At 61.3% G+C, this 16,400-nt stretch carries 14 protein-coding genes; 3 read left to right on the forward strand and 11 right to left on the reverse strand.

Features of this window, described 5'->3' with window-relative positions; genetic code table 11:
- Window positions 1-31 precede the first annotated feature (31 nt).
- The 4 genes from KJF94_RS24945 to KJF94_RS24960 form a co-directional block, all read right to left on the reverse strand.
- Window positions 32-1,756, reverse strand: a complete 1,725-nt coding sequence (locus tag KJF94_RS24945; protein WP_214379566.1) for a putative 2-aminoethylphosphonate ABC transporter permease subunit — start codon at window positions 1,754-1,756, stop codon at window positions 32-34.
- On the reverse strand, window positions 1,756-2,832 hold the full coding sequence (locus KJF94_RS24950) for a putative 2-aminoethylphosphonate ABC transporter ATP-binding protein (protein ID WP_214379568.1): 1,077 nt from the start codon (window positions 2,830-2,832) through the stop codon (window positions 1,756-1,758). The genes KJF94_RS24945 and KJF94_RS24950 overlap by 1 nt, the downstream gene beginning before the upstream one ends.
- Window positions 2,833-3,056: 224 nt before the next feature.
- Window positions 3,057-3,920, reverse strand: coding sequence for a LysR family transcriptional regulator (locus KJF94_RS24955; RefSeq protein WP_214379570.1), 864 nt, complete (start codon window positions 3,918-3,920; stop codon window positions 3,057-3,059).
- 16 nt (window positions 3,921-3,936) lie between these two features.
- Window positions 3,937-6,234, reverse strand: a complete 2,298-nt coding sequence (locus tag KJF94_RS24960; protein WP_214379572.1) for a heavy metal translocating P-type ATPase — start codon at window positions 6,232-6,234, stop codon at window positions 3,937-3,939.
- Between the two features lie 84 nt (window positions 6,235-6,318).
- On the opposite strand from KJF94_RS24960, the gene cadR reads away from it, so the two are divergent.
- Window positions 6,319-6,768, forward strand: a complete 450-nt coding sequence (cadR, locus tag KJF94_RS24965; protein ID WP_214379574.1) for a Cd(II)/Pb(II)-responsive transcriptional regulator — start codon at window positions 6,319-6,321, stop codon at window positions 6,766-6,768.
- A 127-nt stretch (window positions 6,769-6,895) separates the two neighbouring features.
- On the opposite strand, the gene KJF94_RS24970 is transcribed toward cadR, so the two are convergent.
- The 3 genes from KJF94_RS24970 to KJF94_RS24980 all read right to left on the reverse strand — a co-directional run bounded on the left by KJF94_RS24970 (window position 6,896) and on the right by KJF94_RS24980 (window position 9,596).
- Window positions 6,896-7,867: a thymidylate synthase gene (locus KJF94_RS24970; protein WP_214379576.1), complete on the reverse strand. Its 972-nt coding sequence runs from the start codon at window positions 7,865-7,867 to the stop codon at window positions 6,896-6,898.
- A 50-nt stretch (window positions 7,868-7,917) separates the two neighbouring features.
- Window positions 7,918-8,730 (reverse strand): prolipoprotein diacylglyceryl transferase, encoded by an 813-nt coding sequence (gene lgt, locus KJF94_RS24975; RefSeq protein WP_214379577.1) that lies wholly within the window; start codon window positions 8,728-8,730, stop codon window positions 7,918-7,920.
- An 83-nt stretch (window positions 8,731-8,813) separates the two neighbouring features.
- The gene (locus tag KJF94_RS24980; RefSeq protein WP_214379579.1) at window positions 8,814-9,596 is read right to left on the reverse strand and encodes a sulfite exporter TauE/SafE family protein; all 783 of its coding nucleotides are present in this window, start codon (window positions 9,594-9,596) and stop codon (window positions 8,814-8,816) included.
- A gap of 133 nt (window positions 9,597-9,729) precedes the next feature.
- Here KJF94_RS24980 and KJF94_RS24985 point away from each other — a divergent pair, with 133 nt between their 5' ends.
- A complete protein-coding gene (locus tag KJF94_RS24985; protein ID WP_214379582.1) occupies window positions 9,730-10,476 on the forward strand; it encodes an NRDE family protein in 747 nt (248 codons plus the stop codon).
- Between the two features lie 161 nt (window positions 10,477-10,637).
- On the opposite strand, the gene ptsP is transcribed toward KJF94_RS24985, so the two are convergent.
- Window positions 10,638-12,917 (reverse strand): phosphoenolpyruvate--protein phosphotransferase, encoded by a 2,280-nt coding sequence (gene ptsP, locus KJF94_RS24990; RefSeq protein ID WP_214379584.1) that lies wholly within the window; start codon window positions 12,915-12,917, stop codon window positions 10,638-10,640.
- A 22-nt stretch (window positions 12,918-12,939) separates the two neighbouring features.
- The gene (locus KJF94_RS24995; protein WP_214379586.1) at window positions 12,940-13,419 is read right to left on the reverse strand and encodes an RNA pyrophosphohydrolase; all 480 of its coding nucleotides are present in this window, start codon (window positions 13,417-13,419) and stop codon (window positions 12,940-12,942) included.
- Between the two features lie 143 nt (window positions 13,420-13,562).
- Between KJF94_RS24995 and KJF94_RS25000 the strand changes: the two genes are divergently transcribed.
- Complete coding sequence (locus KJF94_RS25000) at window positions 13,563-14,219, forward strand: histidinol-phosphatase (protein WP_214379588.1); 657 nt, start codon at window positions 13,563-13,565, stop codon at window positions 14,217-14,219.
- 113 nt (window positions 14,220-14,332) lie between these two features.
- Here the strand turns inward: KJF94_RS25000 and KJF94_RS25005 are convergent, their stop codons facing one another.
- Window positions 14,333-14,758: a DUF2269 domain-containing protein gene (locus KJF94_RS25005; protein WP_214379590.1), complete on the reverse strand. Its 426-nt coding sequence runs from the start codon at window positions 14,756-14,758 to the stop codon at window positions 14,333-14,335.
- A gap of 39 nt (window positions 14,759-14,797) precedes the next feature.
- The gene (gene ilvA / locus KJF94_RS25010) at window positions 14,798-16,312 is read right to left on the reverse strand and encodes a threonine ammonia-lyase, biosynthetic (RefSeq protein ID WP_214379592.1); all 1,515 of its coding nucleotides are present in this window, start codon (window positions 16,310-16,312) and stop codon (window positions 14,798-14,800) included.
- Window positions 16,313-16,400: the final 88 nt, after the last annotated feature.

A 16,400-nucleotide genomic window follows, 5' to 3' on the forward strand; every position in this document is an offset into this window, starting at 1 on the left:
TGTTTTGAGTTGAGGTTTGCGGGATTGGAAATCAGTGGCCGGGCGCGGTCTGCCGCCAGGCCTGGGAACGGCGCAGCAAACCGCGCGAGGCCCAGGCCAGCAGCAGGGACACGCCCGCCGAGGTGAACAGAATCAGGGTCGACATCGCCGCCGCGCCGCCGACGTTGCCGGCGTCATCCATGTTCAGCACCGCCACCGCCGCGAGGATGGTGTCGGGGCTGTAGAGGAAGATCGCCGCCGAGACGGTGGTCATGGCCGAGACGAACAGGTAGCGCACGATATCCAGCAGCGCCGGCAGGCAGATCGGTACGGTTACCCGCAGGTAATGCCGATACAGCGGCGCCTTGAGCGACAGCGCGGCGGCTTCGAACTCGGCGTCGAGCTGACGCAATGCGGTGGTCGCGGTCATTTGCGCGGTGGTCAGATAGTGAGCAATGGTGCAGACCACCAGCAGGGTCATGGTCCCGTAGAGCACATGCAGCGGGTTGTCGGTGAGGTTGAAGAAGAAGACATAACCCAGGCCCAGCACCAGACCCGGCACCGCCATCGGTACGAAACTGAGCATGCGCAGGGTCAGGTTCAGTCCGCGCTGACCCTTGGTTTTTTCCATCAGATAGGCGCCGGTGAAGATCAGCACACTGCCGATCAACGCCGTGCACAGGGCCATCTTCACGCTGTTTCCGTAAGCCAGCCAACCGCCGCCCGCCGTGTCGTTGAACTGGTAATGGTTGAGCGACAGCGACAGGTTGTATGGCCAGAACTTCACCAGCGACGAGAACACCGCCATGCCGAACACCAGCAACAACACCGCGCAGATCAGCAGCACGATGGCCAGGTAGCAGCCGTCGCGCAGTTTCGACGGCGTCGGTTGAAACACCTGCGCCCGACCGCTCATGGAATCACCGTGACGCCGACGCAACCAGGCATCGACCGCAAAACTGAACAGTGCCGGCAGCAACAGGACCATGCCGATCAACGCACCGCGACCGAACTGTTGCTGGCCGACCACGGCTTTGTAGGCTTCCAGCGCCAGCACCTGATAGTCGCCGCCGACCACCACGGGCACGCCGAAGTCAGTGATGGTCAGGGTGAATACGAGACAGAACGCTGCGAACACCGCCTGACGGGTGGCCGGCCAAGTGATGCTGCGAAAGGCTTTGGCCGGACTGGCGCCCATGCTGGAGGCGGCATCGAAGAGTCGCGCATCCGCCAGGGACAGGGCTGACAGCAAAATCATCAAGGCGTGTGGGAAGGTGTAGATGACCTCACCCAGAACGATGCCCCAGAAGCCGTAGATATTGTCCGAGAGCAAACCGCGCAACATGCCCTGGTTGCCGAACAGGTAAACCAGCGCAATACCCGGCAACATCGACGGCGCCATCAGCGGCAACAGCGACAGGCCACGCCAGAGGCCTTTGCCCGGAATCAAGGTGCGTTGCAGGGCGTAGGCAAACAGGTAGGCCAGCGGTACGACAATGGCCGCCACGCTGAGGGAAACTTTCAGGCTATTGCCGAGCAACCAGTGGAAATTCGCACTGGTGACCAATTCACGCGCAGCCACCAGACCACCGCCCTGCCCGGCCTCCGAACTGAAACCACGCCAGAAGATCGCCAGCAACGGCATCAACACCGCGACGCCGAGCAACACCAGCAACAGGATTTTGCCGCCGACCACGAACACCCGGTCGCCGATCTCGGCACGGGAGGTCTGCCGAACCTGCTTGTGCGGTATCGGCAGCGCGATGTTCGCGCTCATCAGGCAAACACCTGCAGGCTGCGCGGCGGCAAGGCGACCATGATGTGCTGCGCGCCGAGGCGCGGCATCGCTTCCGGTGCCAGTTCCGCCAGCAATGCGTGGCCTGGCAGTTGATCGAGTTCGAAGCTCATGCGGCAACGGTTGCCGAGGAAGGTGATTTCGCGAACCTTGGCCGGGAACAGGTTTTCCTCATGCACCAGCGGGTTGACGTTGATCGCCTCGGGGCGGCAGAACAACCGGCCAGACGCGGTTTTTGCACTGCCATCGGCCAGACGCATGTTCATCCCGCCGACCTGGGCGTGGCTGTCGCTGCTGCGGTGGAACGGCAGCCAGTTGCCCTGACCGACGAACTCCGCCACGAACGGCGTGGCCGGGCGGTCGTAGATTTCCTGCGGCGTGGCGTACTGTTCGACCTTGCCGTTGTTCATCACAGCAATGCGGTCGGCCATCAGCATGGCCTCGTCCTGATTGTGCGTGACCATCAGGGTGGTGATGCCGAGGTTGCGTTGAAGTTGGCGCAGTTCGGTGCACAGGTGCTCGCGAACCCGAGCGTCGAGGGCCGACATCGGTTCGTCCAGCAGCAACAACGAAGGCGCCGGCGCCAAGGCGCGGGCCAGCGCAACACGTTGCTGCTGACCGCCGGACAATTGGCCGGGGTACTTTTTCTCGCTGCCGGTCAGGCCGACCAGTTCCAGCATCTGACCGACGCGCTTGCGCACTTCATCGCGACCGCTGCCGGCGAGGCCGTAGGCAATGTTCGCTTCGACGGTGAGATTGGGGAACAGCGCGTAGGACTGAAACAGAATGCCGTAGTCCCGAGCCTGCGGTGCCAAGTGGGACACGTCGCGATTGCCGAGGTGCAACTCGCCGCTGTCCTGTTTTTCCAGACCGGCGATGCAACGCAGCAAGGTGGTTTTGCCACAACCCGACGGGCCCAGCAGGCACACCAGTTCACCGGCCGCCACGTCGAGGGAAACGTTATCCAGCGCGGTGAAGGCTCCGAAGCGTTTCTGCACGCTGCGCACCTTCATCGGGGCGCCGGGGTTGGTCAGGGCAGTTGCGATCGAGTGGTTCATGGACAGGCCTCATCAAGCAGATGAAGGCCATCCTAGGGAGGTAATGCGTCCGTCATGTGGCAGTGAGGCAAAAACGGTTGATAGTGGTATTCGGGGATTTGGGTTGGGTTCGGCGGTGTCCCGACAGACGCCTTCGCGGGCAAGCCTCGCTCCTATAGGGGAACGCGATCAACCTGTAGGAGCGAGGCTTGCCCGCGAAGAGGCCAGCACAGGCAATAGAGATTTCAGGCCGGGGCCATTTCCTGCGCCAACCCCAGAAACGCCGCGGGCAACCTGGCGTTCTTTCTCTCTTTCAGGCAGTACAGATACTCCGGAATCTGCGGCGCATTCTCGATGGTCAGCACACGCAATTGCGGATCATGCGGCACTTCCTGCCGGGCAATGATGCTGATCCCGATGTTGCGCAGCACCGCCTCGCGAATCGATTCACGGCTACCAATCTCCAGCAACGGCCCGAAACTCACCCCGGCGCTGGCCAGCAATTCCTCGGTCAACCGCCGAGTGGTCGAGCCGGATTCGCGCATCAACAACGTATGCCCGGCCAACGCGCTGAGCGGCACATGATCGTGCACCGCCAGCGGATGATTGCGATGCACCGCCAGCACCAGCGGATCGCTTCCGAGCACCCGGCGAATCAGTCGCGCGTCGTCGAGCAGTTGCGAGGACGCCGCGACATCGACCCGGTAATCCTCCAAGGCTTCCAGCACCTGCTGCGAGTTGCCGATTTCCACTGACACTTCCACTTGTGGCAAACGCTCGCGAAAGGTCTTCACCAGATCGAGGATGTAATACGGCGCGGTGGCGGCGATGCGCAATGTGCCCTGGACCTGGCCGCTGTTGCGCAGGAAAAACTCGATGTCGGCTTCCTGCTGCAACAGCGCCTTGACCATCGGCAGCAACCGCGCGCCTTCGTCGCTGACGCTGAGGCGGCGGCCGCCACGGTAGAACAGCTCAACCGAATACTGGCTTTCCAGATTGCGGATCTGCGTGGTTACCGTGGGCTGGCTCAGGCCGAGCTTTTTCGCCGCCAGCGTAATGCTGCCCAGGCGGGCCACCATGTAAAACGCCTTCAGCTCGGCACTCAGCACACCCGCTCCTCATCGCTTACTTGCGCAACAGGCGCAAACCGTTGAACACCACCAACAGGCTCACGCCCATGTCGGCGAACACCGCCATCCACATGGTGGCGATACCGGCGAAGGTTACCCCAAGAAAGATAGCCTTGATGACCAAAGCGAGGGCGATGTTCTGTTTGAGGATGCTCGACGTCTGGCGCGAAAGGCGGATAAACGCCGGGATTTTGCGCAGATCGTCGTCCATCAGGGCGACATCCGCGGTTTCGATGGCGGTATCGGTGCCGGCGGCGGCCATCGCAAAACCGATTTCGGCCCGGGCCAGTGCCGGAGCATCGTTGATCCCATCGCCGACCATGCCGACGCTATGGCCCTGTGCATAAAGGGCTTCGATGGCTTGCAGTTTGTCGGTCGGCAGCAGATCACCCTTGGCCTCGTCGATGCCGACTTGCGCAGCAATCGCCTGGGCGGTGTGGACGTTGTCGCCGGTGAGCATCAGGGTTTTGATACCCAGATCGTGCAACTGCTGGATCGCCTCACGGCTGGATTCCTTGACCGTATCGGCCACGGCGAACAACGCCAGTGGGCCGGATTTGTCGAGTAACAGCACCACGGACTTGCCTTGTTTCTCCAGCGCAAACAGCTTTTCTTCCAGCGCCGGCGAACACAGGTTCAGCTCTTCCACCAAACGGTGATTGCCCAAATGGTAGGTCTGCCCGTTGATCTCACCGCGCACCCCGCGACCGGCCAGGGCTTCGAAGTTATCCACAACGAGTGGCGCAAAGGGTTTATCCACAGCGGCGTTGGCGATGGCCAGCGATACCGGGTGATCCGAACGACCGGCCAACGCTGCCGCAATGGCCGGCGCCGAAGCATCGGCCGTGGGATCGAGCGACAGGTAATCAGTCTGCACCGGCTTGCCGTGGGTGATCGTGCCGGTCTTGTCCAGCGCCAGGTAGTCGAGTTTGTAACCACCCTCCAGATACACGCCGCCCTTGACCAGAATCCCTTTGCGCGCCGCCGCCGCGAGGCCGCTGACGATGGTCACCGGGGTGGAAATCACCAATGCGCAGGGGCATGCGACCACCAGCAACACCAGCGCGCGGTAGATCCAGTCGAACCAGACTGCGCCCATGAACAGCGGCGGAATCACCGCCACCGCGAGGGCGAAGATGAACACGGCGGGCGTGTAGATTTTCGAAAACTGGTCAACGAAGCGCTGGGTCGGTGCCCGCGCACCTTGCGCCTGTTCGACGGCGTGGATGATCCGCGCCAGGGTCGAATTGTTGGCTGCGGTGGTCACTGAATATTCCAGGGAGCCGGCCTGATTGATGGTGCCGGCGAATACCTTATCGCCGACGGTCTTCTCTACCGGCAGGCTTTCGCCGGTGATCGGCGCCTGATCGATGGTCGAACTGCCCGACACGACTTCGCCGTCCATTCCAATTCGCTCACCGGGACGGACTCGCACTCGCGCGCCCAGCTCGATGGTTTTGACGTCCTGCAAAACCCAGCTGCCGTCGGCCTGCAGCACCGTGGCCTGCTCCGGCGTCATCTGCATCAAGCCGCTGATGGCGTTGCGCGCGCGGTCCAGGGACTTGGCCTCGATCAACTCGGCCACGGTGAACAGGAACATCACCATCGCCGCTTCCGGCCACTGCCCGATCAGGATCGCGCCGGTCACCGCGATGCTCATCAAGGCATTGATGTTCAGGTTGAGGTTTTTCAGCGCGATCCAGCCCTTCTTGTAAGTGCTGAGACCGCCGCTGAGGATCGAGATCAACGCGATAACCGCCACGACCCAGTTGGGCGCAGCGTTGGTGAAGTGGATGACTTCGGCGGCGAGCGCGGTCACGCCGGACAGCGCCAACGGCCACCACGGCTTTTTCTCGGGCGTGGGAGCAGGCGCTTCGACGCCCTGCTCCAGCGGCTCGGCCAACATGCCGAGGGATTTGATCGCGTCGATGATCGGCTCGGTGCTCGGCAAGTCATGAGTGACGCCCAGCACGCGGTTGATCAGATTGAATTCCAGTTGCTGCACACCTGCGATCTTGCCGAGCTTGTTCTGAATCAGCGTCTGCTCGGTCGGGCAGTCCATCGCATCGATGCGGAAACTGCTCAACCGCGCATTGGCGGTTGGCGCTTCGCTGAGCGTGATCAGCGACGGCGCCGCCGTTTTGGAAGAACAGCAGGAATCCCCGTGGCCGCCATCGTCATGCTTCTGCACAGGCTGCAGCTTGTGGCTGTGATCGTGATCGTGATCGTGATCGTGATCGTGATCGTGATCGTGATCAGCCTCGCGTTTGTGGGTGTGAAGGGAATCGCTCATTGGTTGCGTCCATGAAGGTGCCTGTTGCCAAGTAAAGACCCTGTAGCCACTATAGGGTCAAGCACCTATTTGGAGATTGCCGTCATGAAGATCGGAGAATTGGCGAAACTCACCGACTGCGCCGTGGAAACCATCCGCTATTACGAGCGCGAAAACCTGCTGCCCGAACCGGCCCGCAGCGACGGCAACTACCGCGTCTACACCCAGGCCCACGCCGAACGCCTGACCTTCATCCGCAACTGCCGCACCCTCGACATGACACTCGAGGAAATCCGCAGCCTGCTGGCTTTGCGCGACAGTCCGCAGGATCAGTGTGAAAGCGTGAATGCGCTTATCGACGAACACATTCATCACGTGAAAGCGCGGATTGATGGGTTGATGGCGTTACAGGCACAACTGCTCGACCTGCGCCAACGCTGTGGCGAAGGGCCGGATATTGATCAATGCGGGATTTTGCAGCGGTTGGAAGTGAGTGGCGGGGTTGTGGCGACGGAGGTTGAGCATTCGCATGTGGGCCGCAGTCACGGTCATTGAGACCACCACAGAACCCAATGTGGGAGCTAGCCTGCTAGCGATAGCGGTTTTTCAGCCACATCATTGTTGGATGTGCCGTCGCTATCGCTAGCAGGCTAGCTCCCACAGGGGTATTGCGTGCAGATTGTCAGACCGCCATCGGCGCGGTCATCGGCGCATGGTGCTGATAACCCTCAAGCGAAAAATCACTCGGTTCGATCAACTCCAGCCATTCCGGCTGATAAACACCGGTCTTGGCAAACTCCGGCACACGATCGCTGATCACCAGTTTCGGCATCGGGAACGGCTCGCGCTTGAGCTGTTCGTTCAGCATGTCCAGATGGTTTTCGTAGACGTGCGCATCGCCGATGAAATAGGTGAACCAGCGCGGCGTGTAGCCGGTCAGGCGACCGATCAGGCTCAGCAGCGCGGCACCTTCGGTGAGGTTGAACGGCGTGCCCAGGCCCAGGTCGTTGGAGCGGATGTAGAGCGTCAGGGAGATTTCCTTGGTCTCGACATTCGGGTGGAACTGGTACAGCAAGTGGCATGGCGGCAAAGCCATTTCATCAAGTTGCGCAACGTTCCAGCCGTGGAACAGAATGCGGCGGCTGCCCGGGTCCTTGATGATGGTGTCGACGCACTGGCGGATCTGGTCGATCGCTTTGTACAGCACCACGTAAGCCTGGCCGTCTTCTTCGCCTTCGGCGATCTGACGATAGCCTTGGCTCAGGGTTTGCTCGATGGCCGCTTTGTTGCTGACCGGAATCTGCTTGTACGCCGGCCATTTGCGCCATTGCACGCCGTAGATCTCGCCGAGGTCGTCTTCGCCCTGACGGAACGGGTTGGCCAGCCACTGCGCGTTTTCGTTGGCGTTCTGGTCCCAGACCTTGCAACCCAGCGCGCGGAATTCGGCGGCGTTGTTAACGCCACGCAGAAAACCGCACATCTCGCCGATGGCCGACTTGAAGGCCATCTTGCGCGTGGTGATCGCCGGGAAACCTTCTTGCAGGTCATACCGCAGCATCGCGCCGGGAAAACTGATGGTGTTCACACCGGTGCGGTTGGCTTGCTTGGTGCCGTTCTTGATGACGTGGGCGACCAGTTCGAGATATTGCTTCATGAGTTACCTGTGTCCTTGAACCCGGAGGCCGTCGCCCCCGGCATTCGAATTTATACGGCTGCCGCTGGCGTCGCCGGAGCGCGGTGATACGCCAGCCAGATCAGGAACAGACCGCCGACGATCATTGGCACGCACAGCACTTGGCCCATGGTCAGCCAGTTCCAGGCCAGATAGCCCAGTTGCGCGTCCGGTACGCGGACGAATTCGACGATGAAACGGAAGATGCCATAGAACAGCGCGAACATCCCGGACACCGCCATGGTTGGTCGCGGCTTGCGCGAGAACAGCCACAGGATCAGGAACAGCGCCACGCCTTCCAGCGCGAACTGATACAGCTGCGACGGATGACGCGGCAACTGCGCCGGATCGCTGAACGGCGGGAAGATCATCGCCCACGGCACGTCGGTCGCCTTGCCCCACAATTCGGCATTGATGAAGTTGCCGATACGCCCGGCGCCCAGGCCGATCGGCACCATCGGTGCGACGAAGTCCATCAGCTGGAAGAACGACTTGTTGTTCTTTTTACCGAACCACAACGCCGCCAGCATCACGCCAATGAAGCCGCCGTGGAACGACATGCCGCCCTTCCACACTTCGAAAATCAGCGTCGGGTTGGCCAGATAAGCACTCAGATCGTAGAACAGCACGTAGCCCAGGCGACCGCCGACGATAACGCCCATCGACATCCAGAAGACCATGTCGGAGAGTTTCTCTTTGCTCCAGGTCGGGTCGAAACGGTTGAGCCGGCGCGACGCCAGCAGCCACGCACCGCCGATGCCGATCAGGTACATCAGGCCGTACCAGTGGATTTTCAGCGGACCGATGGCCAGGGCCACCGGGTCGATCTGCGGGTAAGGCAGCATTGCGACTCCTCGTTAGAGTTGAAACCTTCAAAATTCCCGGGCGACGCTGCCACCTCAGGATTAAGCCAGGATTGTGCGGTGCGTCAGATCAGAAAACTCAAACCTACGCAGAACAGCAAAGCGGCGAACAGTCTTTTCAGCAACTTCGGCGACAGCCTGTGGGCCAGTCGCGCACCGAGGCGGGCGAAGACCATGCTGGTCAGGGCGATCCCCAGCAGCGCCGGCAAATAAATAAAACCGAGACTATGGGCCGGCAGCAACGGATCGTGCCAGCCCAGAATCATGAAACTTAATGCACTGGCCAGCGCAATGGGCAGGCCGCACGCCGACGACGTCGCCACCGCTTGCTGCATCGGCACGCTGCGCCAGGTCAGGAACGGCACGGTCAGCGAACCGCCGCCAATCCCGAAAATCGCCGAAGCCCAGCCAATCACTGTGCCGGCCAGGGTCAGACCGACTTTCCCCGGCACCGTTCGGCTGGCCTTGGGTTTGACGTCCAGCGCCAGCTGCACGGCGATGATCAGGGCGAACACGCCGATGATTTTTTGCAGGTTCGGGCCGGAGATCGCTTCGGCGGTCAACGCACCGAAACCGGCACCCAGCAGAATACCGACGGTCATCCAGGCAAAAATCGGCCAGCGCACGGCGCCGCGGCGATGGTGCTCGCGCACCGCGTTGACCGAGGTGAAGATGATCGTCGCCAGGGAGGTGCCAACCGCCAGGTGAGTCAGGATCGACGCATCGAAGCCCTGCAGGGTGAAACTGAACACCAGCACCGGGACGATGATGATGCCGCCGCCCACGCCAAACAGCCCGGCCAGCACCCCGGCACAGGCGCCGAGCGCCAGATAGAGCAGAAATTCCATGCTGTTTCCCCACCCAACCCCAAAACCGGAGCGGCATGGTAACGGATGCATGGCCTTGGGCTCCACTGGATGGCGATGGATACCAGCACAATGACTGCGTAGAGTGGGCAAAAAAACACACAAGGACTACCTTATGTGCCTGATTGTCTTAGCCTGGCGCCCGGGTCATGCCCAGCCGCTGATCGTGGCGGCCAACCGCGACGAATTCTATGCCCGGCCCAGCCTGCCCCTGGCGCAGTGGCCCGAAGCACCGCAGGTCTACGCCGGTCGAGACCTGGAAGCCGGCGGCACCTGGCTCGGTGTCGGCGCCAACGGGCGCTTCGCGGCGCTGACCAATATCCGGGATCCTCATCAACCGCCCGCTCGAAAATCTCGCGGTGAACTGGTCGCGCGATTTCTCAATGGCGAAATGCCGATTGATGACTACTTGGGCGACGTTGTAGGACGTTCGCTGGAATATGCCGGGTTTAACCTGCTGATCGGCAATGCCAATGAGTTGTGGTATTACAACGCTCGGGCGACTGAGGCGGTGATGTTGCAGCCGGGTGTTTATGGATTGTCGAATGCGGGACTGGATACGCCGTGGCCGAAGTTGCTCAAGGCACGGGCGGCGCTGGAGACGGTTCTGGAGGATCCGCAGCCTGAGGCGTTATTGGCGTTGCTGAGTGATGCGCAGACCGCGCCGTTTGCGGAGCTGCCGGATACCGGGGTGGGTTTGGCGACCGAGACGCTGTTGTCGAGTGTGTTTATTGCCAGCCAGAGTTACGGGACCCGGGCGAGTACGGCGTTGATTGTTCATGCCGATGGAACGCGGCATCTGGTTGAACGGAGTTTTGGGCCGTATGGCGGGCATTTGGGGGAAGTGGAGATAAAGATCTGACAGTCTGGCAATAAATTGTGGCGAGGGAGCTTGCTCCCGTTCGATTGCGCAGCAATCGCAAAATGGCAAATGAAGTTTTCCGAAAGAAAACATTGGCCAGATTGGGAGCGCTTCGCACTCCAGCGGGAGCAAGCTCCCTCGCCACAAGGGCCATCCGTGCTTTAGTGGGGTTTGATCGCCGCCGGATTGATCATCCGCGCCAACCCAAGGTTCTTCAGCGCCAACTGCAGCGAGCTGTGGATCACTTGCGGGTTGTCGATGGTCATCAGCTCCGCGAGCAATTCCTTGGCCTTGCTCAGGTTGATCTGACGCAGCATCCACTTCACCTTCGGCAAGTTGGTGGCGTTCATCGACAGACTGTCGAACCCCATCGCCATCAACAGCACCGCCGCCGCCGGGTCACCGGCCATTTCGCCGCAGATGCTCACCGGTTTGCCTTCGGCATGGGCATCACGCACCACGTTCTGCAACGCTTGCAGCACCGCCGGGTGCAGGTAATCGTAGAGGTCGGCTACCCGTGGGTTATTGCGGTCCACGGCCAGCAGGTACTGGGTCAGGTCGTTGGAGCCGACCGACAGGAAGTCCACTTGCCGCGCCAGTTCCTTGGTCTGATAAACAGCCGCCGGAATCTCGATCATCACGCCGATCGGCGGCATCGGCACGTCAGTGCCTTCGTCGCGGACTTCGCCCCAGGCCCGGTGAATCAGGTGCAGGGCTTCTTCGAGTTCATGGGTGCCGGAGATCATCGGCAACAGAATCCGCAGGTTGTTCAGGCCTTCACTGGCCTTGAGCATCGCGCGGGTCTGCACCAGGAAGATTTCCGGGTGGTCGAGGGTGACGCGAATGCCGCGCCAGCCGAGGAACGGGTTGTCTTCCTTGATCGGGAAGTACGACAGCGATTTGTCGCCGCCGATGTCCAGGCTGCGCATGGTCACCGGTTGCGGATGGAACGCGGCGAGTTGCTCGCGGTAGATCGCCAACTGCTCCTTTTCGCTCGGGAACCTCTGGTTGATCATGAATGGCACTTCGGTGCGGTACAGACCGACACCCTCGGCGCCACGCTTCTGCGCCCGCGCCACGTCCGCCAGCAGGCCGGTGTTGACCCACAGCGGCATACGGTGGCCATCGAGGGTCACGCATGGCAAGTCGCGCAACGCATCCAGCCCGAGGGCCAGTTGTTTCTCTTCCTCGACCACTTCGGCGAACTGCTTGCGCAGCACGTCGCTCGGGTTGGTGTAGACCTCACCGTGGTAGCCGTCGACGATCATCTGGATGCCATCGACCTTGGAGTACGGCAGGTCGACCAGGCCCATCACCGTCGGGATGCCCATGGCTCGCGCGAGGATCGCCACGTGGGAGTTGCCGGAACCGAGCACCGACACCAGACCCGCCAGCTTGCCTTCCGGCACCTCGCCGAGCATCGCCGGCGTCAGTTCTTCGCTGATCAGGATGGTGTTGTCAGGGTAGACCAGGGTCTGCTGACGCTCTTCCTGCAAGTAGGCAAGCAAGCGGCGGCCAAGGTCCTTGACGTCCGAGGCGCGTTCACGCAGGTAGGCGTCGTCCATCAGTTCGAAACGGTTGACGTGATCGGTGACCACCTGACGCAGCGCGCCCTGGGCCCACTGACCGGTCTTGATCACGGTGGTCACTTCGCTGCCCAGCGCCTCGTCGGCGAGCATCATCAGATACACGTCGAACAAGGCCCTTTCTTCCGGGCGCAACTGCGTGGCCAGTTTGGCCGACAACGCACGCATGTCGGCGCGCACGCCTTCGATGGCGGTCTTGAACAGCCCGAGTTCGGCCTCGATGTCGACGATGGTCTTGTCGGGCACCACGTCCAGATCGGCCGGTGGCAACATGACCACCGCCGTACCGACCGCCGCGCCCGGCGAACCCGGTACGCCGACGAACTTGGCTTCCTGAATCCCTTTGCCCTGACGGCCCAGGCCCCGGATCGAACCGGTGGCCTCGGCGTGGGCGATAACGCCGGCGAGCTGCGCGCTCATGGTCACGAGGAAGGCTTCTTCGCCTTCATCGAACTGGCGCCGTTCTTTTTGCTGAATGACCAACACGCCGACGACGCGCCGGTGGTGAATGATCGGCGCCCCGAGGAATGAGGCGTAGCGCTCTTCACCGGTCTCGGCGAAGTAGCGGTAGCGCGGGTGATCCGCGGCGTTTTCGAGGTTCAGGGGTTCTTCACGCGTGCCGACCAGGCCGACCAGACCTTCGTTGGGTGCCATGCTGACTTTGCCGATCGAGCGCTTGTTCAAGCCCTCGGTCGCCATCAGCACGAAGCGGTTGGTCTCGGGGTCAAGCAGGTAGACCGAGCAGACCTGGCTGCCCATGGCCTCTTTGACGCGCAACACAATAATCCCCAACGCCGCCTTGAGATCCTTGGCGGAGTTAACTTCCTGGACGATCTTGCGCAGCGTATTGAGCATGGCTCGGGGTCGAACTCCGTCGTCAGTCGCGCGCTAAAAGGCGCGGGGCAAGCTCTTTGAGAGCGCGTCGATACACCTCGCGCTTGAATGTCACCACCTGGCCCAACGGATACCAATAACTGACCCAGCGCCAGCCATCGAATTCCGGTTTACCGGTCAAATCCATCCGCACCCGCTGCTCGTTGGAGGTCAGGCGCAGGAGAAACCATTTCTGTTTCTGGCCGATGCACAGCGGTTGGCTGTGGGTACGGACCAGACGTTGCGGCAAACGATAGCGCAACCAGCCCCGGGTGCAGGCGAGAATTTCAACATCTTCGCGCTCCAGACCCACTTCTTCGTTCAACTCGCGGTACAAGGCGTCTTCCGGCGTCTCCTGGGGGTTGATACCACCCTGCGGAAACTGCCAGGCATCTTGATTGATACGGCGAGCCCATAGCACCTGTCCGGCATCATTCGTGAGAATGATCCCGACATTGGGGCGGAAACCATCGGGGTCGATCACGGCAACAACCTCGCAAACGCATGTCGCCGCATTGTTCCACAAAGGTTGTGAAGGCAGCAACGAGCCGGCCTACCTTATGTGCACTCTTGTGAAAAGTCCGTATTCTGGAGGCCTTTCTACAAACTTTTCAGCGAGTAACTGCAATGCGGCTGGCTTTATTCGACTTGGACAACACGCTTTTGGGCGGCGACAGTGACCACGCCTGGGGCGATTACCTGTGCGAACGCGGCTTCCTCGACGCCGTCGCCTACAAGGCACGCAACGATGAGTTCTATCAGGACTACCTGGCCGGCAAGCTCGATAACGATGCCTACCTGAACTTTTGCCTGGAAGTCCTCGGCCGCACCGAGATGGCCACGCTGGATCAATGGCACCTCGATTACATGCGCGACTGCATCGAACCGATCGTGCTGCCCAAGGGGCTCGAGCTGCTGGCCAAGCACCGCGAGGCGGGTGACAAACTGGTGATCATCACCGCCACCAACCGTTTCGTCACCGGGCCGATTGCCCAGCGGTTGGGCGTCGAAACCCTGATCGCCACCGAGTGCGAAATGGTCGATGGCCGTTACACCGGACGCAGCACCGACGTTCCGTGCTTTCGCGAAGGCAAGGTGACGCGGCTGGCTCGTTGGCTGGAAGAGACCGGGCATTCGCTGGAAGACAGTTACTTCTACAGCGACTCGATGAATGATTTGCCGTTGCTGGAGCAGGTGGCGAATCCGGTGGCGGTTGATCCGGACCCGAATCTGCGCGCCGAAGCCGAGAAGCGTGGCTGGCCGGTGATTAGTCTGCGCAACTGAAATCGCCTTCGCGGGCAAGCCTCGCTCCTACAGGGTTTGCGTCATTTTCATAATTGACGCATGACCTGTAGGAGCGAGGCTTGCCCGCGAAGGGGTCGACTCGGTCCCAAGCCTTAAACCGGCTTCGCGCCCATCAATCCCGCTATTGCGATAAAACAAACAAAACTGAACAGAGCCAAGGCGAAGGTGAACTTGCCGCTACCTCCCGGCGCAGTGCGCAGCCTGTTAAGCCGCACCAGCAACCAGAACCACCCCAACGCCGCCAAGGCATAAAGCACACTCGATCCCAGCAACCACGTCTGCCCCAGCGGCCAACCCACCAGATGCACCATCCACCAACCGGTAAACGGCATGCTCAGCAGCGCCAGCCCCATCAACAGCCAGATGAATACACGCGGCCGTTGCAGGGTGCGGCTTGCCGCCGTTGCGTCGCCATTACGCCGAGTCCGCCAGACCCAGATCCCCAGGCCCAGCGCACACACCAGCAACACCACCGTCGCCACCATGTGCGCCACTTTCAGGGCGGTTAACGTTTCCATTGTTCGATTTCCTTATGACCTGCCCATCAGCGTAGCCCCTCAGCCGAGAAACAGCTGATAGGCCGGGTTGTCGCTTTCGTCCCAGTATGGGTAGCCGATTTCTTCCAGCGCTGCGGGCACCAGATGACGTTCCTCGTGAGGCACTTGCAGCCCCGCGACCACGCGGCCATCCGCCGCGCCGTGGTTGCGGTAGTGGAACATCGAGATGTTCCAGCGGCCGCCGAGTTTGTTGAGGAAGTTGAACAGCGCGCCCGGCCGCTCCGGAAACTCAAAGCGCAGCACCACTTCATCAACAACCTGCGCCGCGCGGCCACCGACCATGTGCCGGATGTGCAACTTGGCCAGTTCGTTGTCGGTGAGGTCCAGCACCGGGAAACCCTGCTCGGTCAGGCTGGCAATCAACGCGCTGCGCGGATCGTTTTCCGGGTGCGTCTGCACGCCAACGAAGATGTGCGCTTCGCTGCCGGTGTTGTAGCGGTAGTTGAATTCGGTGATCTGGCGCTTGCCGATGGCTTCGCAGAACGCCTTGAAGCTACCCGGTTTCTCGGGGATGGTCACGGCGATGATGGCTTCGCGACCCTCGCCCAGCTCAGCGCGTTCGGCGACGTGACGCAAGCGGTCGAAGTTGACGTTGGCGCCGGAATCGATGGCCACGAAGGTGTGGCCTGTGACGGCGTGCTGCTCGACGTACTTCTTGATCCCGGCCACACCCAGAGCGCCGGCTGGTTCAGTGATCGAGCGGGTATCGTCGTAGATATCCTTGATGGCCGCGCAGATTTCGTCGGTGCTGACCGTGATCACTTCATCAACATAGTCTTTGCAGATGTCGAAGGTGTGCTGCCCGATCTGAGCGACCGCGACACCGTCGGCGAAGAGGCCCACGGTCGGTAGCACCACGCGCTCGCCGGCGGCCATCGCAGCTTGCAGGCAATTGGAATCGTCCGGCTCGACGCCGATGATTTTGATTTCCGGGCGCAGGTATTTCACGTACGCCGCGATACCGGCGATCAGCCCACCGCCGCCCACCGGAACGAAGATCGCATCCAGACGCCCAGGGTGCTGGCGCAGAATCTCCATGGCCACCGTGCCCTGCCCGGCAATGGTGTGGGGATCGTCGTACGGGTGAATGTAGACGTAGCCTTTTTCGTCGACCAGTTTCAGCGAGTAGGCCAGGGCTTCCGGGAACGAATCCCCGTGCAGTACCACTTTGCCGCCGCGGGAACGTACGCCTTCGACTTTGATCTCGGGAGTGGTCTTGGGCATGACGATGGTGGCTTTCACACCCAGCACTTTCGCTGCCAGGGCCAGGCCCTGCGCGTGGTTGCCCGCCGAAGCCGTCACTACGCCGCGAGCGCGCTCTTCATCGCTCAGCTGCGTGAGCTTGTTGTAGGCACCGCGAATCTTGAACGAGAACACCGGCTGCAAGTCTTCACGCTTGAGCAAAATACTGTTGCCCAGCCGCTCGGAGAGCTGGCGGGCAGTCTGCAATGGGGTTTCTACGGCAACGTCATAAACGCGCGAGGTGAGGATCTTTTTGACGTACTGTTCGAGCATCGGAAAGCATCACTGAGCGGGTTGGGCAGGGTCAAGGAGTCTAACCCGGCTTTCGGCCGGGCGACCACACTAAACAGGTGGTTTTAGA

It is taken from the genome of Pseudomonas hormoni, from assembly GCF_018502625.1.
GTDB lineage: Bacteria > Pseudomonadota > Gammaproteobacteria > Pseudomonadales > Pseudomonadaceae > Aquipseudomonas > Aquipseudomonas hormoni.